At 42.7% G+C, this 16,729-nt stretch carries 13 protein-coding genes; 12 read left to right on the forward strand and 1 reads right to left on the reverse strand.

Annotation, left to right across the window (positions count from 1 at the left end; translation table 11 throughout):
* Window positions 1-68 precede the first annotated feature (68 nt).
* From V7137_RS00495 to V7137_RS00540, 10 genes are all read left to right on the forward strand, one after another.
* A complete protein-coding gene (locus V7137_RS00495) occupies window positions 69-1,784 on the forward strand; it encodes a GMC family oxidoreductase (protein WP_335455576.1) in 1,716 nt (571 codons plus the stop codon).
* Window positions 1,785-1,859: 75 nt separating this feature from the next.
* The gene (locus V7137_RS00500) at window positions 1,860-2,210 is read left to right on the forward strand and encodes an ASCH domain-containing protein (protein ID WP_335455579.1); all 351 of its coding nucleotides are present in this window, start codon (window positions 1,860-1,862) and stop codon (window positions 2,208-2,210) included.
* Between the two features lie 145 nt (window positions 2,211-2,355).
* Window positions 2,356-4,086, forward strand: a complete 1,731-nt coding sequence (locus tag V7137_RS00505) for an ABC transporter ATP-binding protein (RefSeq protein ID WP_335455582.1) — start codon at window positions 2,356-2,358, stop codon at window positions 4,084-4,086.
* Window positions 4,086-5,948 carry an ABC transporter ATP-binding protein gene (locus tag V7137_RS00510; RefSeq protein ID WP_335696393.1) on the forward strand — a complete coding sequence of 621 codons (1,863 nt, stop codon included), beginning with the start codon at window positions 4,086-4,088 and terminating at the stop codon, window positions 5,946-5,948. The genes V7137_RS00505 and V7137_RS00510 overlap by 1 nt, the downstream gene beginning before the upstream one ends.
* A 333-nt stretch (window positions 5,949-6,281) precedes the next feature.
* On the forward strand, window positions 6,282-7,487 hold the full coding sequence (locus V7137_RS00515; protein ID WP_335455585.1) for an MFS transporter: 1,206 nt from the start codon (window positions 6,282-6,284) through the stop codon (window positions 7,485-7,487).
* A gap of 313 nt (window positions 7,488-7,800) precedes the next feature.
* Complete coding sequence (locus V7137_RS00520) at window positions 7,801-8,973, forward strand: ABC transporter substrate-binding protein (RefSeq protein WP_218346948.1); 1,173 nt, start codon at window positions 7,801-7,803, stop codon at window positions 8,971-8,973.
* 368 nt (window positions 8,974-9,341) lie between these two features.
* Entirely contained in the window at window positions 9,342-10,220 is an 879-nt protein-coding gene (locus V7137_RS00525) for a branched-chain amino acid ABC transporter permease (RefSeq protein WP_335455588.1), read from the forward strand.
* Between the two features lie 15 nt (window positions 10,221-10,235).
* Entirely contained in the window at window positions 10,236-11,210 is a 975-nt protein-coding gene (locus V7137_RS00530) for a branched-chain amino acid ABC transporter permease (RefSeq protein WP_335455590.1), read from the forward strand.
* Window positions 11,185-11,964, forward strand: coding sequence for an ABC transporter ATP-binding protein (locus tag V7137_RS00535; RefSeq protein WP_335455593.1), 780 nt, complete (start codon window positions 11,185-11,187; stop codon window positions 11,962-11,964). Before V7137_RS00530 ends, V7137_RS00535 begins: the two co-directional genes overlap by 26 nt.
* Window positions 11,964-12,671 carry an ABC transporter ATP-binding protein gene (locus tag V7137_RS00540; protein WP_218346952.1) on the forward strand — a complete coding sequence of 236 codons (708 nt, stop codon included), beginning with the start codon at window positions 11,964-11,966 and terminating at the stop codon, window positions 12,669-12,671. The genes V7137_RS00535 and V7137_RS00540 overlap by 1 nt, the downstream gene beginning before the upstream one ends.
* A 44-nt stretch (window positions 12,672-12,715) precedes the next feature.
* Here the strand turns inward: V7137_RS00540 and V7137_RS00545 are convergent, their stop codons facing one another.
* Window positions 12,716-14,524 (reverse strand): TIGR04190 family B12-binding domain/radical SAM domain protein, encoded by a 1,809-nt coding sequence (locus tag V7137_RS00545; RefSeq protein ID WP_335455596.1) that lies wholly within the window; start codon window positions 14,522-14,524, stop codon window positions 12,716-12,718.
* Between the two features lie 254 nt (window positions 14,525-14,778).
* On the opposite strand from V7137_RS00545, the gene ybaK reads away from it, so the two are divergent.
* Together ybaK and V7137_RS00555 are read left to right on the forward strand one after the other, a co-directional pair.
* Window positions 14,779-15,255 (forward strand): Cys-tRNA(Pro) deacylase, encoded by a 477-nt coding sequence (gene ybaK, locus V7137_RS00550; protein WP_335455599.1) that lies wholly within the window; start codon window positions 14,779-14,781, stop codon window positions 15,253-15,255.
* A gap of 152 nt (window positions 15,256-15,407) precedes the next feature.
* Window positions 15,408-16,511, forward strand: coding sequence for a PRK06851 family protein (locus V7137_RS00555; protein WP_335455602.1), 1,104 nt, complete (start codon window positions 15,408-15,410; stop codon window positions 16,509-16,511).
* Window positions 16,512-16,729 lie beyond the last annotated feature (218 nt).

Consider the following 16,729-nt stretch of genomic DNA (forward strand, 5'->3'; position numbering starts at 1 on the left):
TGGAACTAGACACTAAGAAAAGCTAAAAGCAAGATTCATTTCTAACTACGAAGAAGCAGGTGGAAACGATGGCAAGAAAATTACCGAAAGTGGATGTAGTGATTGTTGGTGTGGGTTGGGCAGGTGGAATCATTGCCTCTGAACTGGTTAAAAAGGGACTGAAAGTGGTTGGTTTGGAACGGGGCAAGGAACGCAAAACGGAAGATTACTTTATGGTCCATGATGAACTTCGCTATGCATTACGTTATGGAATGATGCAAGATTTGTCTAAAGAAACGATTACTTTCCGAGGAAATGAAAAAATCCGTGCCTTGCCAATGCGGCAATATGGCTCGTTTTTGCTCGGAGATGGTTTAGGCGGTTCGGGTATTCACTGGAATGGACAGACCTTCCGTTTTTTACCCTACGATTTTGAAATCTATAGCAAAACGGTGGAAAGGTATGGAAAAAATAAAATTCCGGCCGGAATGACGCTCCAGGATTGGGGAATTACCTATGATGAACTGGAACCTTATTATGATAAATTTGAAAAACTGACCGGCATTTCTGGAGAGGAGAATCCACTAGCTGGGAAACGCTCCAGCAAGTACCCTACTCCGCCGATGAAAAAGTCACCGCCATTGAAGATGTTTGAAGATGCGGCGAAAAAGTTGAAATTGCACCCGTATATGATGCCATCTGCGAACCTTTCAGAATCCTACACAAATCCGGATGGAATCTCGCGGTCAGCCTGTCAATATTGCGGATATTGCGAACGCTTTGGGTGTGAATATGGAGCAAAGGCAGACCCTGTAGTCACCGTTATTCCTGTTGCCAACAAAACAGGCAATTTTGAAATTAGAACCCATTCCAATGTAAGAAGAATTATAAAAAAGGGCAATAAAGCAACGGGCGTTTTGTACACCGATGTGACGACCGGTGAAGAAATTGAGCAACCGGCCGATATTGTCGTCCTAACGAGCTATGTGTTTAATAATATCCGGCTATTATTAATGTCGGACGTCGGCAGAGCTTATGATCCGCAAACTGGTAGAGGTGTGGTTGGGAAAAATTATGCCTATCAAGTTATCAAGGGCAATGCGGTGGGCTTTTTTGAAAATAAAGAATTTAATACCTTTGCAGGTGCTGGTTCGCTTGGAATGGTCTTGGATGACTATAATGGTGATAATTTTGACCACTCAAAGGTGAATTTTATCCATGGCGGCATGGTTTCGCTCAGTCAAACAGGCTTGCGGCCAATTCAGAATAACCCTGTTCCTGGAGGCAAACCAACCTGGGGCAAGGAATTCAAGGAAAAGTCTGTTAAATATGCGAATCGCTTTTTATCTGTAGGGGCGCAAGGTTCTTCAATGCCATTTCAACACCACTTTCTAGACCTCGACCCGACCTATAAAGATGCCTATGGAGACCCATTAATCCGGATTACGTTTGACTTTGAAGAGCAAGATCGTAATCTGGCAAAGTTCCTTGCTTCGAAATGTGAAGCGGTCTTAAAAGAAATGGGTGCGGATCATATCGATACGATGAAAGAATTAGGGCCGTATGATATCACTACCTACCAATCCACTCACAATACAGGCGGTGTTATCATGGGGTCGGACGCTGCAACCTCAGCAGTCAATAACTATATGCAAATGTGGGATTACGATAACTTGTTTGTCGTGGGGGCAAGTGCATTTCCGCACAACTCTGGTTATAATCCAACCGATACAGTTGGGGCTTTAGCCTATCGTGCCGCAGAAGGCATCCTAAAATACCATGATAAGGGCGGCCAAGTCGTTTAATTTAATTTGAAATGGATTAAATCATATTGATAGTGTTAATATAGATAAATGAATTGGAAATTGGAGGAGAAATAGATGACAATGATAAATGAAAACAATACCCTGCCGCCAAAAACGTGTTCGATCGAACGCTTAGTAACCATGGAAGCGGATGTGAAGAAGGTTCTTGCGGGTGAAAAAACGGCGACACGCCGTAATGGCCGTTATGCTGACCCTGGTGAAATCATGACACTGGAAGGCCAAGACTTTGTCGTGGATCGTGTATATTCCCAGTCCTTAGGTGAATTAACAGATGATGATGCGCGCCGCGAGGGCTTTGCTACTGTAGAGGAGTATAAACAGTCGATTCTAAGCTATCATCCTGGGATGCCTTGGCTGCCGCAAATGCGGGTCTGGGTCCATGAGTTCAGCCCAGTGCAAAAATAGGTTCATGATGAAAGTGGTCCATTTATCAATGGGCCGCTTTTTTTATGGCCAAACCAAGCAAAATGCAAGTCAAATATTTGGTTAATCATTTGAAAAAAATTATAATATTCCTAAACAAGGATTTCCGACAGGCTGGGGTGAGTGGATGAAATTTTTATCAAAATACATAAAGAAATATTGGAAATCTTTTAGCATCGCGGTTCTTTTTCTAACCTTTGAGGCCCTAAGTGATTTGCTGCAACCCACCATTATGGCGAAGATTATTGATGAAGGTGTGGCCAATAAGGATATCCATTATGTGTTGAAGATGGGCGGGCTGATGCTGCTGATTACCGCCTGTGGAGCAGTCGCGGCGTCCACTAGAAGTGTGGTTGCGAGTATTGTGTCGCAAAACTTTGGGACGGAGTTAAGGTCTGACTTGTTTAAAAAAATCCAAACGCTCTCGTTTAAAAACATCGATAAATTCGACCGCGCCTCGTTAGTGACGAGACTGACGAATGATGTTACCCAAGTTCAGGTGTTTGTAAATGGGTTAATGAGGATTTTCGTCAAAGCCCCGTTACTCGCAATTGGCGGGTTAATCATGGCGACGCGGTTAAACCTGCAGCTGTCGGTTGTATTAGCGGTGGTGGTCCCGATTGTGGCACTGTTAATTATCATTAATTTGCGCTTAGGCTTTCCCCGCTTTTCTCGTGTCCAAAAAGCTTTGGATCGTGTGAACAGTGTGATGCGTGAGTACTTATCCGGAGTCAGGGTGGTTAAGGCGTTTAATCGTTTTGATGTGGAAGTGGGCAAGTTTGCAGCGGTGAACGACGATTATAAGCAGCAATCCATCGGAGCGACCCGCCTCATGGCCACCTTTAGCCCTGCGATTATGTTGACGGTGAATCTTGGGATTGTCGCCGTCCTTTGGATTGGCGGGAAAGGTGTGCATAGCGGCGGCATCCAGGTTGGCCATATCATTGCCTTTATCAACTATATGACGCAAATCTTATTTTCACTGATGATGATCTCGATGGTCTTTAATATGTTTGTCAGAGCAAAGGCCTCAGCGGGAAGGATCGATGAAGTATTTTTACAAGAGGATACCCTTACATGGCCACAAGGACGGAACGAATCCTTCAAGGAACAGGGCCGAATCGATTTTGAAAATGTCTCGTTTTCCTATGAACAAGCAGCGGGCGAACCGATTTTAAAAAATATTAATCTCACAATCTTGCCTGGAGAAACGGTTGGGATCATTGGTTCTACTGGGTCAGGAAAGAGCACGCTTGTCGGACTGATTCCCCGCTTCTATGATACCGTGAGCGGTACGATTAAGGTCGACGGTGTGGATAGTAAGTTGGTTGATCCAAAGATCCTGCGTGAAAAAATTGCGATGGTTCCTCAGAAGAATATTTTGTTCACGGGTAGTGTCTCCGAAAATATCCGCTGGGGAAAGGAAGAGGCAACCGATGCGGAAGTAGTGACTGCTGCGACCATTGCGGGTGCGCATGAATTTATCGAGCGGTCACCGGAAGGCTACCACACGCGAATCGGTCAGGGCGGAGTTAATTTTTCTGGGGGGCAAAAGCAGAGGCTTGCCATTGCCCGGGCATTAGTGAAACAACCAGAAATTCTAATATTAGATGATAGTACTAGTGCGGTCGACGTCGCAACGGAGGCAAAAATCAAGGAGGGCCTGAAGAAATATGCAAAGGGACTTACCTGTTTATTAATCGCCCAGCGCGTCACCTCGATTATCGATGCCGATAAAATCGTCGTCCTTGACCACGGTGAACTTGTTGGGATGGGAACCCATCAGGAACTAATGAAGGATTGTCGTGTCTACCAGGAAATCTACCAATCTCAAATCGGCAAGGAGGTCCAGCATTAATGTCAAAGGAAAACGTACAGACACAAAGCACGCCCCCTACCCCGCCGCCAATGCGACCTGGAGGCTTTGGTGCTGCCCAGCGCCGCGGGCCTGTTGTGAAGCCTAAGAACTTTAAAGGTACACTACAAAGACTGTGGGAATACTTCGGCAAAGAACGAAAAATGCTTGCGATTATATTTATCTTTATTGTCGTCGACGCAGCATTGATGCTCCTCGCCCCCTTCCTGATTGGAAAAGCGATTGATGCGATGCGAGACAATAGCGGCAAAGTCGATTTTGGCTTTCTTGAGGTGATGATTGTTATTTTGATGGCTGCCTATGTGATGGACAGCCTGCTTACCTTTATGCAAGGCTGGCTGATGGCAGGCGTATCGCAGCGAATTGTCAAAAGCCTACGCGATTCCCTGTTTAAAAAATTACAAAAGCTGCCGGTGTCGTTTTTTGATTCACGCTCACACGGTGAATTAATGAGCAGGCTTTCAAACGATGTCGATAACGTTAGTAATACCATTTCACAATCGACGACGCAATTAATGTCCGGGGTGGTCATTATTATCGGGTCGTTAATTTTGATGTTAGTATTAAGCCCTTTATTAACACTGGCAAGTTTAATAACGGTACCACTGGTCTTTTTATTAACTAGGACCATTGCGAAGCGGACGAGTGTCTTTTTTAAAAACCAACAAGTTCAGTTGGGAAAATTGAATGGACATATCGAGGAAACGATTTCTGGAATTGAGATTGTAAAAGCATTTAATCATGAGGAAAAGGTCATTGAAGAGTTTGAGGCGGTCAATACGAACCTGCGCGAGGTCGGCTTAAAGGCACAAATTTGGTCGGGGTTTTTGATGCCAATCATGAACGTGATCAATAATCTGGGCTTTGCGGTTGTCGCCGTGGTTGGCGGGATTCTTGCGGTGAAAAGTATCATCACGGTTGGAGCGATTGCCAGCTTCATTACCTACTCAAGGCAATTTGTTCGGCCACTTAACGATTTAGCCAATATTTTCAACATCCTTCAGTCAGGCGTGGCCGGGGCGGAGCGCGTCTTTGAGATCATCGATGAACAAGAGGAGCCAGTCGACTCACAGAACGCTATTTCCTTGGAAAATCCCAAAGGCCATGTCGTTTTTGAAAAGGTTAGTTTTGGGTATCGCCCAGATGTTCCAATTCTAAAAAATGTCAGTTTCGAAGCCAAGATTGGCAGCAGTACCGCCCTTGTCGGACCAACCGGCGCAGGAAAAACAACAATTGTTAACCTGCTGACGCGATTTTATGACGTGACGAGCGGCAGTATTCTCCTCGATGGCCATGATATCCGTGAATACACACGGGACAGTCTACGAAGATGCTTCGGATTTGTCCTCCAGGATACGTATTTATTCTCAGGGACGATCAAGGAAAACATCAAGTATGGGAATGCCGCTGCAACCGATGATGAGGTCGAACGTGCGGCCAAAATGGCCAATGCCGACACGTTTATCAAACGGCTGCCCAACCAATATGAAACGGTCTTAACAGAAAATGGCGGCAACCTAAGTCAAGGACAACGGCAGCTCTTAGCGATAGCAAGGGTCATCCTAGCGAAACCTGCTTTGCTTATCTTAGATGAAGCCACAAGCAGCATCGACACCCGAACCGAGCTTCATATTCAAGAAGCCTTGCTAACCTTAATGGAGGACCGGACCAGCTTTATCATCGCCCACCGCCTCAACACGATTCGCGACGCCGATACCATCATGGTCATCGACCATGGCGAAATCATCGAGAGTGGAAACCACGAGACATTAATGGCCCAGAAAGGCAAATATTATAATATGTTTTTTAATCAATTCAAAAACGTCGAAACGGCTTTGGATTGATAGTGTATGGGGACTGGAGATTCAGTCTCTTTTTTTATGCCCTGTGGTTAATGGAGGAGGACGTTCATAAACCGAAGGGTAGTTTTTTGGAGGCTCAAGGTAAATGTAACGCTGTTTCATTGACCGAGGGGACGGGTTTCTGAGGTTTAGGGTAAATGTAACCCTCTCTCCCTCCTAAATCCTATCCCTCTCTATCAAAAAATGGCATTTAATAATGACAAGTGTAAAGACACCTGATAGAATACTAATGGTTAATAGAATTATTCGTGTACCTAAACGAGTGAAATTTAGGGAATAATATAAAAAAATAGTTACAAGCTTAGGGGGATCCACATGAATAACAAAAGGGAAATTTCAGGCCGGAGGTTGCTGGGCATAGCCGGGATGGGCTGGATGTTCGATGCCATGGATGTCGGCATGCTTTCATTCATCATTGCAGCCTTAAAAGTAGAATGGGATCTGACTCCTGGTCAGATGGGCTGGATTGGGAGTATCAATTCGATTGGGATGGCCGTCGGGGCACTTACTTTTGGTTTAATGGCCGACAAAATTGGCCGTAAAAATGTATTTATCATTACCTTATTATTATTTTCGATCGGCAGCGGTCTATCCGCGCTTACCACCACACTAGGAGCCTTTTTAGTGTTCAGATTCTTCATCGGTGCGGGGCTGGGCGGTGAACTTCCTGTCGCCTCAACCCTTGTATCAGAAAGTGTCCCAGCTGAAAAACGTGGCCGGGTGGTTGTACTGCTCGAAAGCTTTTGGGCAGGCGGATGGTTGGTATCCGCCCTTATTTCCTACTTTGTCATCCCAAAATACGGCTGGCAGATAGCCTTGATCATTAGTGCCATCCCTGCACTGTATGCATTATATTTACGAATTGGTTTACCTGACTCGCCACGCTTTACTGCATTAAAAAAGACAGAAAGAATCTCTGCTTTTCAAAGTTTTGCCCGATTATGGTCGAAGGAGTACCGCCGACAAACCGCCATGCTCTGGATTGTCTGGTTTTGCGTCGTTTTCTCCTATTATGGCATGTTCCTTTGGCTGCCAAGCGTAATGGGCATGAAAGGCTTCAGCTTAGTCAAAAGCTTTGAATATGTGTTAATTATGACCGTGGCACAATTACCAGGCTATTTCACGGCTGCTTGGTTCATCGAAAAGTTCGGGCGGAAATTTGTCCTCGTCGTTTATTTACTGGGAACAGCTGTCAGTGCCTATTTCTTTGGAACCGCAGATTCCACTGCTCAATTGCTGACTGCAGGAATTCTATTATCATTCTTTAATCTCGGAGCTTGGGGCGGCCTCTATGCATACTCACCAGAACAGTACCCAACGATTATCCGTGGAACAGGTACCGGGATGGCCGCTTCATTTGGACGCATCGGCGGTGTCCTTGGACCATTATTGGTAGGATCGCTTGTTACAAAGAACGTATCCATCTCAACTATATTTACTATTTTCTGTATAGCTGTGCTCGTCGGCGCTTTTACCGTCTTATTCTTAGGAAAAGAAACGAAACGAAAAGAATTAGTATAATAAATTTAATAAAGAGATTCCTTAATTTGGAGTCTCTTTTTTCTTTTGTAAACTGGGAAACATATTTAACCAAAATATTTAAAAACCAACTATTGTTATGAAATAAACGTAAATCCTTTTGGACTTTAGTTGAATAAAGACTTCAAGGCAATTAAACTGTATTTTTAATATATTGCAAATTATTTTAAAATAATATACAATAGTACTAGACGAACCCCCAATTATTTTGTATGATGTTTTCAGAATATTATCTTTTTTTAAACAGTTAGACAAAGAAAGTTGGGAAATTTTTTAAAAAAATAGGGGGTTTAACATGAGGAAGAAAAGATTAGCTGGAGTTTTTATGTCTTTTATGGTAGCAGCAGGGGTGTTGGCAGGATGTAATTCTAGTGCTAGTGGTGATGGGGAAAAAGACGGCACGATAAAAATTGGTGCAAACCTCGAACTATCTGGCGGTGTAGCTTCTTATGGTCAATCAGCAAAAGAAGGTATTGAGTTAGCGATTGAGGAAATCAACAAAGAAGGTATTGATGGTAAAAAATTAAAACTAGTCACAGTAGACAATAAATCTGATGCAGCAGAGGCCACAAACGGCGCACTTAAACTTGCTACACAAGATAAGGTTGTTGCAATGATCGGTTCTGCCACAAGTACAAATACACTGGCACAAGTACAGATTGCTCAAGATAATAAAATTCCATTAATTACACCAACTGCAACAAACGCTACGATAACAAATAAAGATGGAAAGTTAAATGACTTTGTCTTCCGTACATGTTTTATTGACCCATTCCAAGGTACAGTTGCAGCTAACTTCGCTACCAATGACTTAAAAGTTAAGAGTGCAGCTGTTCTGATCGATAGCTCAAGTGACTACTCTAAAGGTCTTGCGGCTTCTTTTAAAAAGAATTTTGAGGCAAATGGCGGAAAAATTGTTAAAGAAGAAGCATATGTGGCAAAAGATACAGATTTCCGTGCAACTTTAACCAATATTAAAGCAGCAAACCCAGAATATATTTTCGTTCCAGGTTTCTATGAAGAAGTAGGTTTAATTATCAAACAAGCTCGTGAGCTTGGCTTAAATGTACCAATCATGGGTGGTGACGGTTGGGACTCTCCTAAACTAGTAGAAATCGCAGGAGCTGCGACACTTAATAACACATTTATTACAAACCACTATTCATCAGGTGATAGTGATAAGAAGGTTCAAGACTTTGTTGCAGCCTTCAAAGCAAAATACGATGGTAAATCTCCGGATGCCTTTACAGCTCTAGGTTATGACACAGTGTACTTCCTTGCAGATGCGATTAAGCGTGCAGGAAGCAGCGATCCTAAGAAAATTCAAAAGGCACTTGCAGAAACAGATGGATTAGAACTTGTTTCTGGAAAAGTGAAACTTGATAAAAATCATGATCCAATCAAAGCCGCTGTTATCCTTGAGTACAAAAACGGTGAACAACAATTTAAGACAAAGATTAATCCGTAACATTAAAAGCGGAAGCGCCTTGTCCAGGGGCGACTGGCATAAGACGAGCCGGCGAGAAGGCTGATTTTTAGCCTTCTTGACGGATTGGCTTATGACCCCGAGCCCCTAGGCGCTGTAGCTAGCCCGTTAGAAAAGCGGAAGCGCCTTGTCGCTGCAGCTAAGACAATAGAAAACCTTAATCATCTAGGAACCGCCCGCATAAAAAGCAGAAGATCTGCTAGACAAATTTGATAGTTTGCCAAGGGATAGGGAGCTGATGTCTCCCTATTCCCAGTTTATTCGAGAAAAGCACGTTTCCCAACATGCCAACATTGTTTATTCATATTTCAAAAGGAACGTTGAAGTCGGTCCAAAGGAGTGTAAGACGTATGGAATTAGTACAGCAGCTTGTCAATGGAATTTCCTTGGGCAGTATTTACGCATTAATCGCCCTAGGCTACACAATGGTATACGGTATTGTAAAACTCATTAACTTTGCCCATGGGGATGTCTTCATGGTTGGTGCATTTATCGGTTTTTATTCGATTACTATTCTAGATATAGGATTTTTCCCAGCCTTACTTATTTCGATGGTTGCGTGTGCCATCTTTGGTGTATTAATTGAGAGGATTGCCTATAAACCTCTGAGAAATGCAACCAGAATTGCAGCCCTTATTACAGCGATTGGGGTTTCCTTGTTTATCGAGTATGGAACCATTTATATTCGTGGCGCCCAGCCGGAAGCTTATCCAGACGGGATCGTTCCACTAAAAACGCTAGAAATTTTTGGGGTGAAAATTAGTGGTCAGTCCATCCTTATTTTAGGAACCTCTGTAATTTTAATGATCTTACTGCAATTTATCGTTCATAAAACAAAAATTGGTAAAGCGATGCGGGCCGTATCACATGACATGGATGCCGCAAGATTAATGGGAATCAATGTAAATAACACCATTTCAGCAACGTTTGCAATTGGCTCTGCCCTTGCTGGAGCAGCAGGCGTGATCTTTGGTGTCTACTATACAAAAATTGAGCCATTGATGGGAATTATTCCCGGGCTTAAAGCATTCGTTGCAGCTGTTTTAGGCGGAATTGGAATTATTCCTGGCGCGATGACTGGTGGTTTGGTGTTGGGTGTCATTGAGTCACTCGTTAGTGCTGCAGGGTACTCTCTATGGCGAGACGGTGTAGCATTCGTGGTTCTTATCTTAATTTTAATCTTCCGTCCAGCTGGTTTATTTGGTAAAAATATCAGGGAAAAGGTGTAAGGAGGTCTTTTAGCAATGACTATTTTAAAACAAGCAAAATTTTTCTGGACCTCGATCGTTTTAGCCGTTATATTTTCGGTCGTCATGCAATTTTTAATTACTGGTGGTTCACTAAATCAGTTTTATGTTAATACGCTATTTTTTATCGGAATTAATATTATTCTAGCTGTAAGTCTTCACTTAATAATTGGAATCACGGGCCAGTTTTCGATTGGACATGCTGGATTTCTGGCTGTTGGCGCTTATGCCTCAGCAATTATGACCATGAAACTTAGTTTGCCCTTTCCAGTTGCCCTACTTGTTGGCGGATTAGCCGCAGCAGTAGCTGGGCTAATTATTGGGATTCCCTCCCTTCGCCTAAAAGGTGATTATCTCGCGATTGCTACGCTAGGATTCGGGGAGATTGTGAGAATTGTCTTCTTAAATATTGATTATGTCGGCGGAGCAAGCGGAATGACCGTCTCCCACTTTACCACGTGGCCATGGCTGATCGGTTGTGTCATTTTAACGATAATAGTCATTGCAAACTTTACGAATTCGACTCATGGTCGAGCTTGTATTTCGATTAGAGAAAATGAAATTGCTGCCGATGCAATGGGGATCAATACAACCTACTATAAGGTAACAGCCTTTGCGATCGGTGCTTTTTTTGCCGGAATTGCCGGTGCATTATATGCGCATAACTTTTACATTATCCAACCAACAAACTTTGGCTTTTTGAAATCATTTGATATTTTAATCTTTGTTGTTCTAGGCGGGTTAGGAAGTATGTCAGGGGCAGTGATTGCTGCGATTCTGTTAACAATCATTTCAACCTACCTATCTAGCTATCCAGAGGTTCGAATGGTTATTTACAGCCTTGTCCTTATCGTGATGATGCTTTTCCGTCCGCAAGGCCTGCTCGGCACAAAAGAAATTACCTCATTCTTTAAAGTTGGGAAAGCGGCTAAAGGAGGAGTACAGCATGACAACAAAAAGACAGTTGCTTAAAGTAGAAAATGCCGGAATCCGTTTTGGCGGTTTAAAGGCTGTTTCAGATGTAAACCTGGAATTAAAACAGGGTGAACTTGTCGGTTTAATTGGCCCCAATGGTGCAGGTAAAACTACATTTTTCAACCTGCTGACAGGCGTCTATGTTCCGACAGAGGGAACCATCTCGTTAACAGGTGAAAAACTTAATGGCTTAGCACCTTATAAAATCACCAAAAAAGGAATCAGCCGGACCTTCCAAAACATTCGTTTGTTTAGTGAACTGTCCGTTCTTGATAATGTAAAGGTAGCTTATCATTCGCTGGCTAAGCATTCGATGTTAAGTTCGATCCTCCGCTTTCCAACCCACTTCTCTGGTGAAAAGGAAATGGAAGAAAAGGCAATTGACTTCTTGAAAATCTTCAAGTTGGAAAATGTGATGCATGAAAAGGCTAAAAACTTGCCGTATGGGCAGCAGCGTCGCCTTGAAATTGCCCGGGCATTGGCTGCCGGTCCAAAATTATTGCTGCTCGATGAACCGGCTGCCGGAATGAATCCTCAGGAAACAGAAGAACTGATGAATTTAATTGCGTTAATCCGCGAGAAATTTTCATTAACAATCCTCTTAATTGAACATGACATGGGTCTTGTTATGGGTGTGTGTGAGCGCATCTATGTGCTTGACCATGGCCAATTAATTGCGGATGGGACACCAGAACAAATCAGAAATAATCCAAAAGTCATCGAAGCCTATCTTGGAGAGGAGGTCTCCTAATGCTAAAAGTGAATGATATAAATGTTTATTATGGTAATATCCATGCATTGAAGGGGGTTTCCCTCGAAATCAATCAAGGAGAAATTGTAACACTGATTGGTGCCAATGGTGCAGGGAAAAGTACGCTTTTACAAACCATTTCCGGACTGCTAAAACCGAAAAATGGTGAAGTTTTGTTTGAAGGCGAACATGTAGCTGGGAAAGTCCCGCAATTAATTGTGAAACGGGGAATTTCACAGGTACCAGAAGGTCGCCGCGTGTTCTCCAACATGTCCGTGGAAGAAAATCTTGAATTAGGTGCCTACTTAAGGAAAGATAAAAAAGGAATTCAAGAAGATTTTGAAAAGGTTTATCAGCTTTTCCCACGCTTACTGGAACGCCGTAAACAGCAATCCGGGACACTTTCAGGTGGAGAGCAGCAAATGGTTGCGATGGGACGAGCATTAATGGCTAGGCCGCGTCTATTACTGTTAGATGAGCCATCTATGGGTCTTGCTCCCCTGTTAGTAAAAACCATTTTCAAAATAATTGAGGAAATCAATAAAACTGGCACAACGATTCTATTAGTTGAGCAAAACGCTAATATGGCGCTCTCCATTGCCGACCGTGCCTATGTTATAGAGACAGGAAAAATTGTCGCCTCTGGTACAGCAGCCGAGCTTAACTCAAGCGACCAAATCAGAAATGCATATCTTGGCGGGCACTAGTTCGCATCGAAAGGAGTTGAGGGTGCCCCTCAACTCCTTTCCTATTATATCTCGATTTTCCTCTTTTCAGGATCAAGCCGGAATTGCTGACGGCGCTGCGGCTGTAATAGATGTCTAATTTTGTGCGCATAATCCTCAATCAGCTGTTCGAGTCCGACCAGTGTAAGGGAGAAAAAGTTGGCATAATTCTTTTGAACCTCCCACTTTAACTCGTTTTTTCCACAAATACTATATTTATTTAACATCTCAATTTCCTCGCGAATCTTCGCTAATTCTGCTCCCTGCTGCTCTTTTGGCAATGAGAGAACATAATCAATTTTATCAATATAATCAATCGATTTTTCAATCTTTCCATTAATTTCCTTATAGCCTTCTTCATTAATCAGCCCATATTTTAATTTAAATTCATTTAAGAGTTTAGCAGATTCATAGGTTGAATTTACAATATCATCACGCGTCATATCGTTTGTTTCATAGCTAAGCATATGCTTCCAAGAAGGCTGAGTGATCGCCGTGCGGTGGTCCTCAAGGGTATGGCATAACTTTTTATAACCGTGCAGCTCGGGTTGTTCAAAGGCTGGACTCGCAGGATCAAGGAACGGTGCAAGCGGTGCAACAAAGTAGAAAATCCGTTTGTCTTGCTGACAGGCCTGATGGATCTGTTCGCAGAAATCAATGTTTGCTATGGCACTCTCATACGTCTGACCCGGAATTCCCACCATGAAGAATAAATCAATTTTTTTACAGCCATGCTTTAATGCAAAGTTTAGCGTATCGATTACCTTTGTGTTAGTACAACTAAATTTCCCGTTATACCGTCTGATTTTTTCATCATGGGTTTCAAGCGTAATTTCAATACTATATTTTGGAACACTAGCATTGATCTGTTTAAAGAACGCTTCGTCTGCATATTGGAATAATTCAAATACCACTTCATTTTTGAGATTCAGTTCCTTCAGCCGGCTAAAAAATTCTGTTACATAGTCAAGTCCGCCCTGACGCAGGTCATGAAGGATGAAAATCGGTGCCCGGCTAAAGCGCGAGATAAATTTAATATCCTCGACGAGCTTTTCTGGCGACCGTAAAGCAAGGGAGCTGCGGTTACAGTTTTGATCATATGCAAACTTCGAACCGCCGCAGATGAGGCAGTTTTGTGAGCAGCCCCGTGCTGTCAGTAAGGCGGTATTAGGATATTGAAGCCACCCGCTGTATGGAAGCGGGTCAAGGAAATTCCGATATTTGAATACGGACCGTATCGCATAGCGATATCCTGGGACATCTAAATCATCCAAATCCTTTGGAACATAGGTAAGCGGATTGCAGCCGATGTCGCCTCCCTTCTTCCACGTTAAATTGGGGATGTCAGCATAGTGGGTATTTCCTTGTTCAATTTTATTCATCAACAATAGCGTCAATTTTTCAGTGGAATCACCGCGCATCACAAAATCAATACAGGGATATTCAATCAGTTCTTTATGATAATAGGTTGATGACAGTCCGCCAAAGATGACTGGGGTATGAGGATGAAGTTTTTTAACGACTTTCGCTAACTCGATACTGCCATGTGCATGCGGCAGCCAGTGTAAGTCAATTCCGAACGCCTTGGTTTGGATGTTCCTTAGTTTTGCTTCGGCATCAAATTTTTCGCTCATCAGCATCCGATTGGCAATATTGATGATTTTAACGCGCAAACCGTACCTTTCCAGATACTCTGCGATACTGGTTATTCCAATCGGGTACATCTCAAATACTGGTGATGACGGAACTACATCACTGATGGGGCCGGCCAGCAGAGAGTTTTTGCGAAAGTCATAAACACTTGGTGCGTGTAAAAGGACTAAATCATATTTCATTGATTCCACCTCAAGTAGATTAGTTTGGATATAAAATGTGAAATACTTCACATAACTATTTTTAAATAGTGATAATGAAGATATTATCTTTTTTGGAAATATCAGTAATTAAATATGATTAAATTTAGTGTACTATAATAATGGTTTAATAGAGTGACAAACGGGTGACAGATTATCGGTGATTTTGTGTAATTTCCGCTCATTTAGTATGCTGATACTAGATAAAAGTCATGAAGTCAGGGAGGGAACGTTACGTGGCACAAAGTAAAACCAATGCAATGCGAATTCTGGATGCGAAACAGGTTCGCTATGACATGCTAACCTACGATAATAAAGATGGGAAAATCGACGGTGTTTCTGTTGCCGAGAAAATAGGCAAGGACCCTAAGGAAGTTTATAAAACACTGGTTGCACAGGGCGCGAGCAAGAATGTCTATGTCTTTGTCATTCCTGTTGCGGATGAATTGGATTTGAAAAGGGCAGCGAAAGCAGCTGGTGAAAAGAACATTGAAATGCTTCCGGTAAAAGATATTCAGAAATGGACTGGATATATCCGCGGCGGCTGTTCGCCGATTGGCATGAAAAAGGAATATAAGACGTTTATTGATGAACATGCGAAACAGCTGGAGACGATCATTGTCAGCGGCGGGAAAATTGGCGTCCAAATGGTGTTAGACCCTGTTCAGTTGACAGAGGTCACAAAAGCTGACATTGTCCCGCTCATTAAGTAAGATTTTTTTCCTAGGCACTCACCTATGGGTGACAATCGCATAAGATAGGGTGAAATTAATATTACTTTGCAATTGTCACGAAAAAGCGGAAGCGCCTGTTAGGTAAAGTCCACTAGACGCTAGCGCTGATAGATAAAGGGGAGTGTTGATGGGTGGCAGGAAAAATTAAAAACTACTTTGCTGGTGGTAATACAGCTAGAGGTTTTCATAATTTATATGATTCCAATCTTCAAGGTCTCGACCGGTTATTTATTTTAAAAGGCGGACCGGGGACAGGTAAATCCTCTCTAATGAAAAAAATCGGCAATGAGTGGCTTGAAAAGGGTTATGATATTGAATTCTTACATTGTTCCTCAGATAACAATTCGATCGATGGCGTGTTGATCCCCGAATTAAAAGTGGGAATTGTCGATGGTACCGCCCCGCATGTGATTGAACCAAAAGCACCAGGTGCGGTTGACGAGTATATTAACCTGGGTGAAGCCTGGAATGCCCGTGCTTTAACCATTCATAAAAATACAATTCTAAAGTTAACCAATCAAATCAGCCAGTCCTTTCATAAGGCCTATGATACGTATAAAGAAGCACTGGACATCCATGATGATTGGGAAAAGATCTATATTAACAGTATGGATTTTAAGAAAGCCGATCAATTAACGAACAAATTAGTAGATACCTTCTTTGGGAAAATGAAACTCAGTAAAAAATCTGATATCCGCCATCGCTTTTTAGGGGCTGCAACGCCTAAAGGAGCAGTAGATTTTGTCCCGAATTTAACAGAAGAGATTCCGAAGCGTTACTTCATTAAAGGGCGCCCAGGCTCTGGAAAGTCAACGATGCTGAAAAAATTGGCGGCGGCCGCTGAAGCCCGAGGGGTGGATGTAGAGGTGTACCATTGTGGCTTTGACCCGCACAGTCTCGATATGGTTATTTTTAGAGAGCTCGGCATTGCCATCTTTGATAGTACCGCACCACATGAGTATTTCCCAAGCAGGGATGGGGATGAAATCATTGATATGTATGAATTACTCATCGCTCCTGGGACTGATGAAATTTTTGAAGAAATCCTTACCAAAATCGCGACGAATTATAAAAATAAAATGATTGAGGCTACTTCCTATTTGGCCAAGGCAAAGGCACTCCATGATGAGTTAGAGGAAATCTATATTGCTGCGATGGACTTTTCGGTTGTCGAACGAATCCAAAACAAAATAGCGGATGAAATCAGGGAGCTGGCTGCAAGTAAAGTTGAATAACTAAACTTTCGAATATCATTAATATATTAATAGCTTTTTCACCAAATTAGGCGTGGCGCATACATTAGAGGGAATATAAATAGAAGGGGATATAAAACCTTGGATAATTTCAATTACCCTCAGGGTCATGGTAGTATGCCTAATTTTCCTTATGATAACAACGTGCGGCAGTCACCATCGTACGGAGGAGGACACCAACCGCCGCAACAAGGAGGAGG

Origin of the sequence: Neobacillus drentensis (assembly GCF_036962765.1) — a bacterium.
Lineage (GTDB): Bacteria > Bacillota > Bacilli > Bacillales > Cytobacillaceae > Neobacillus > Neobacillus drentensis_C.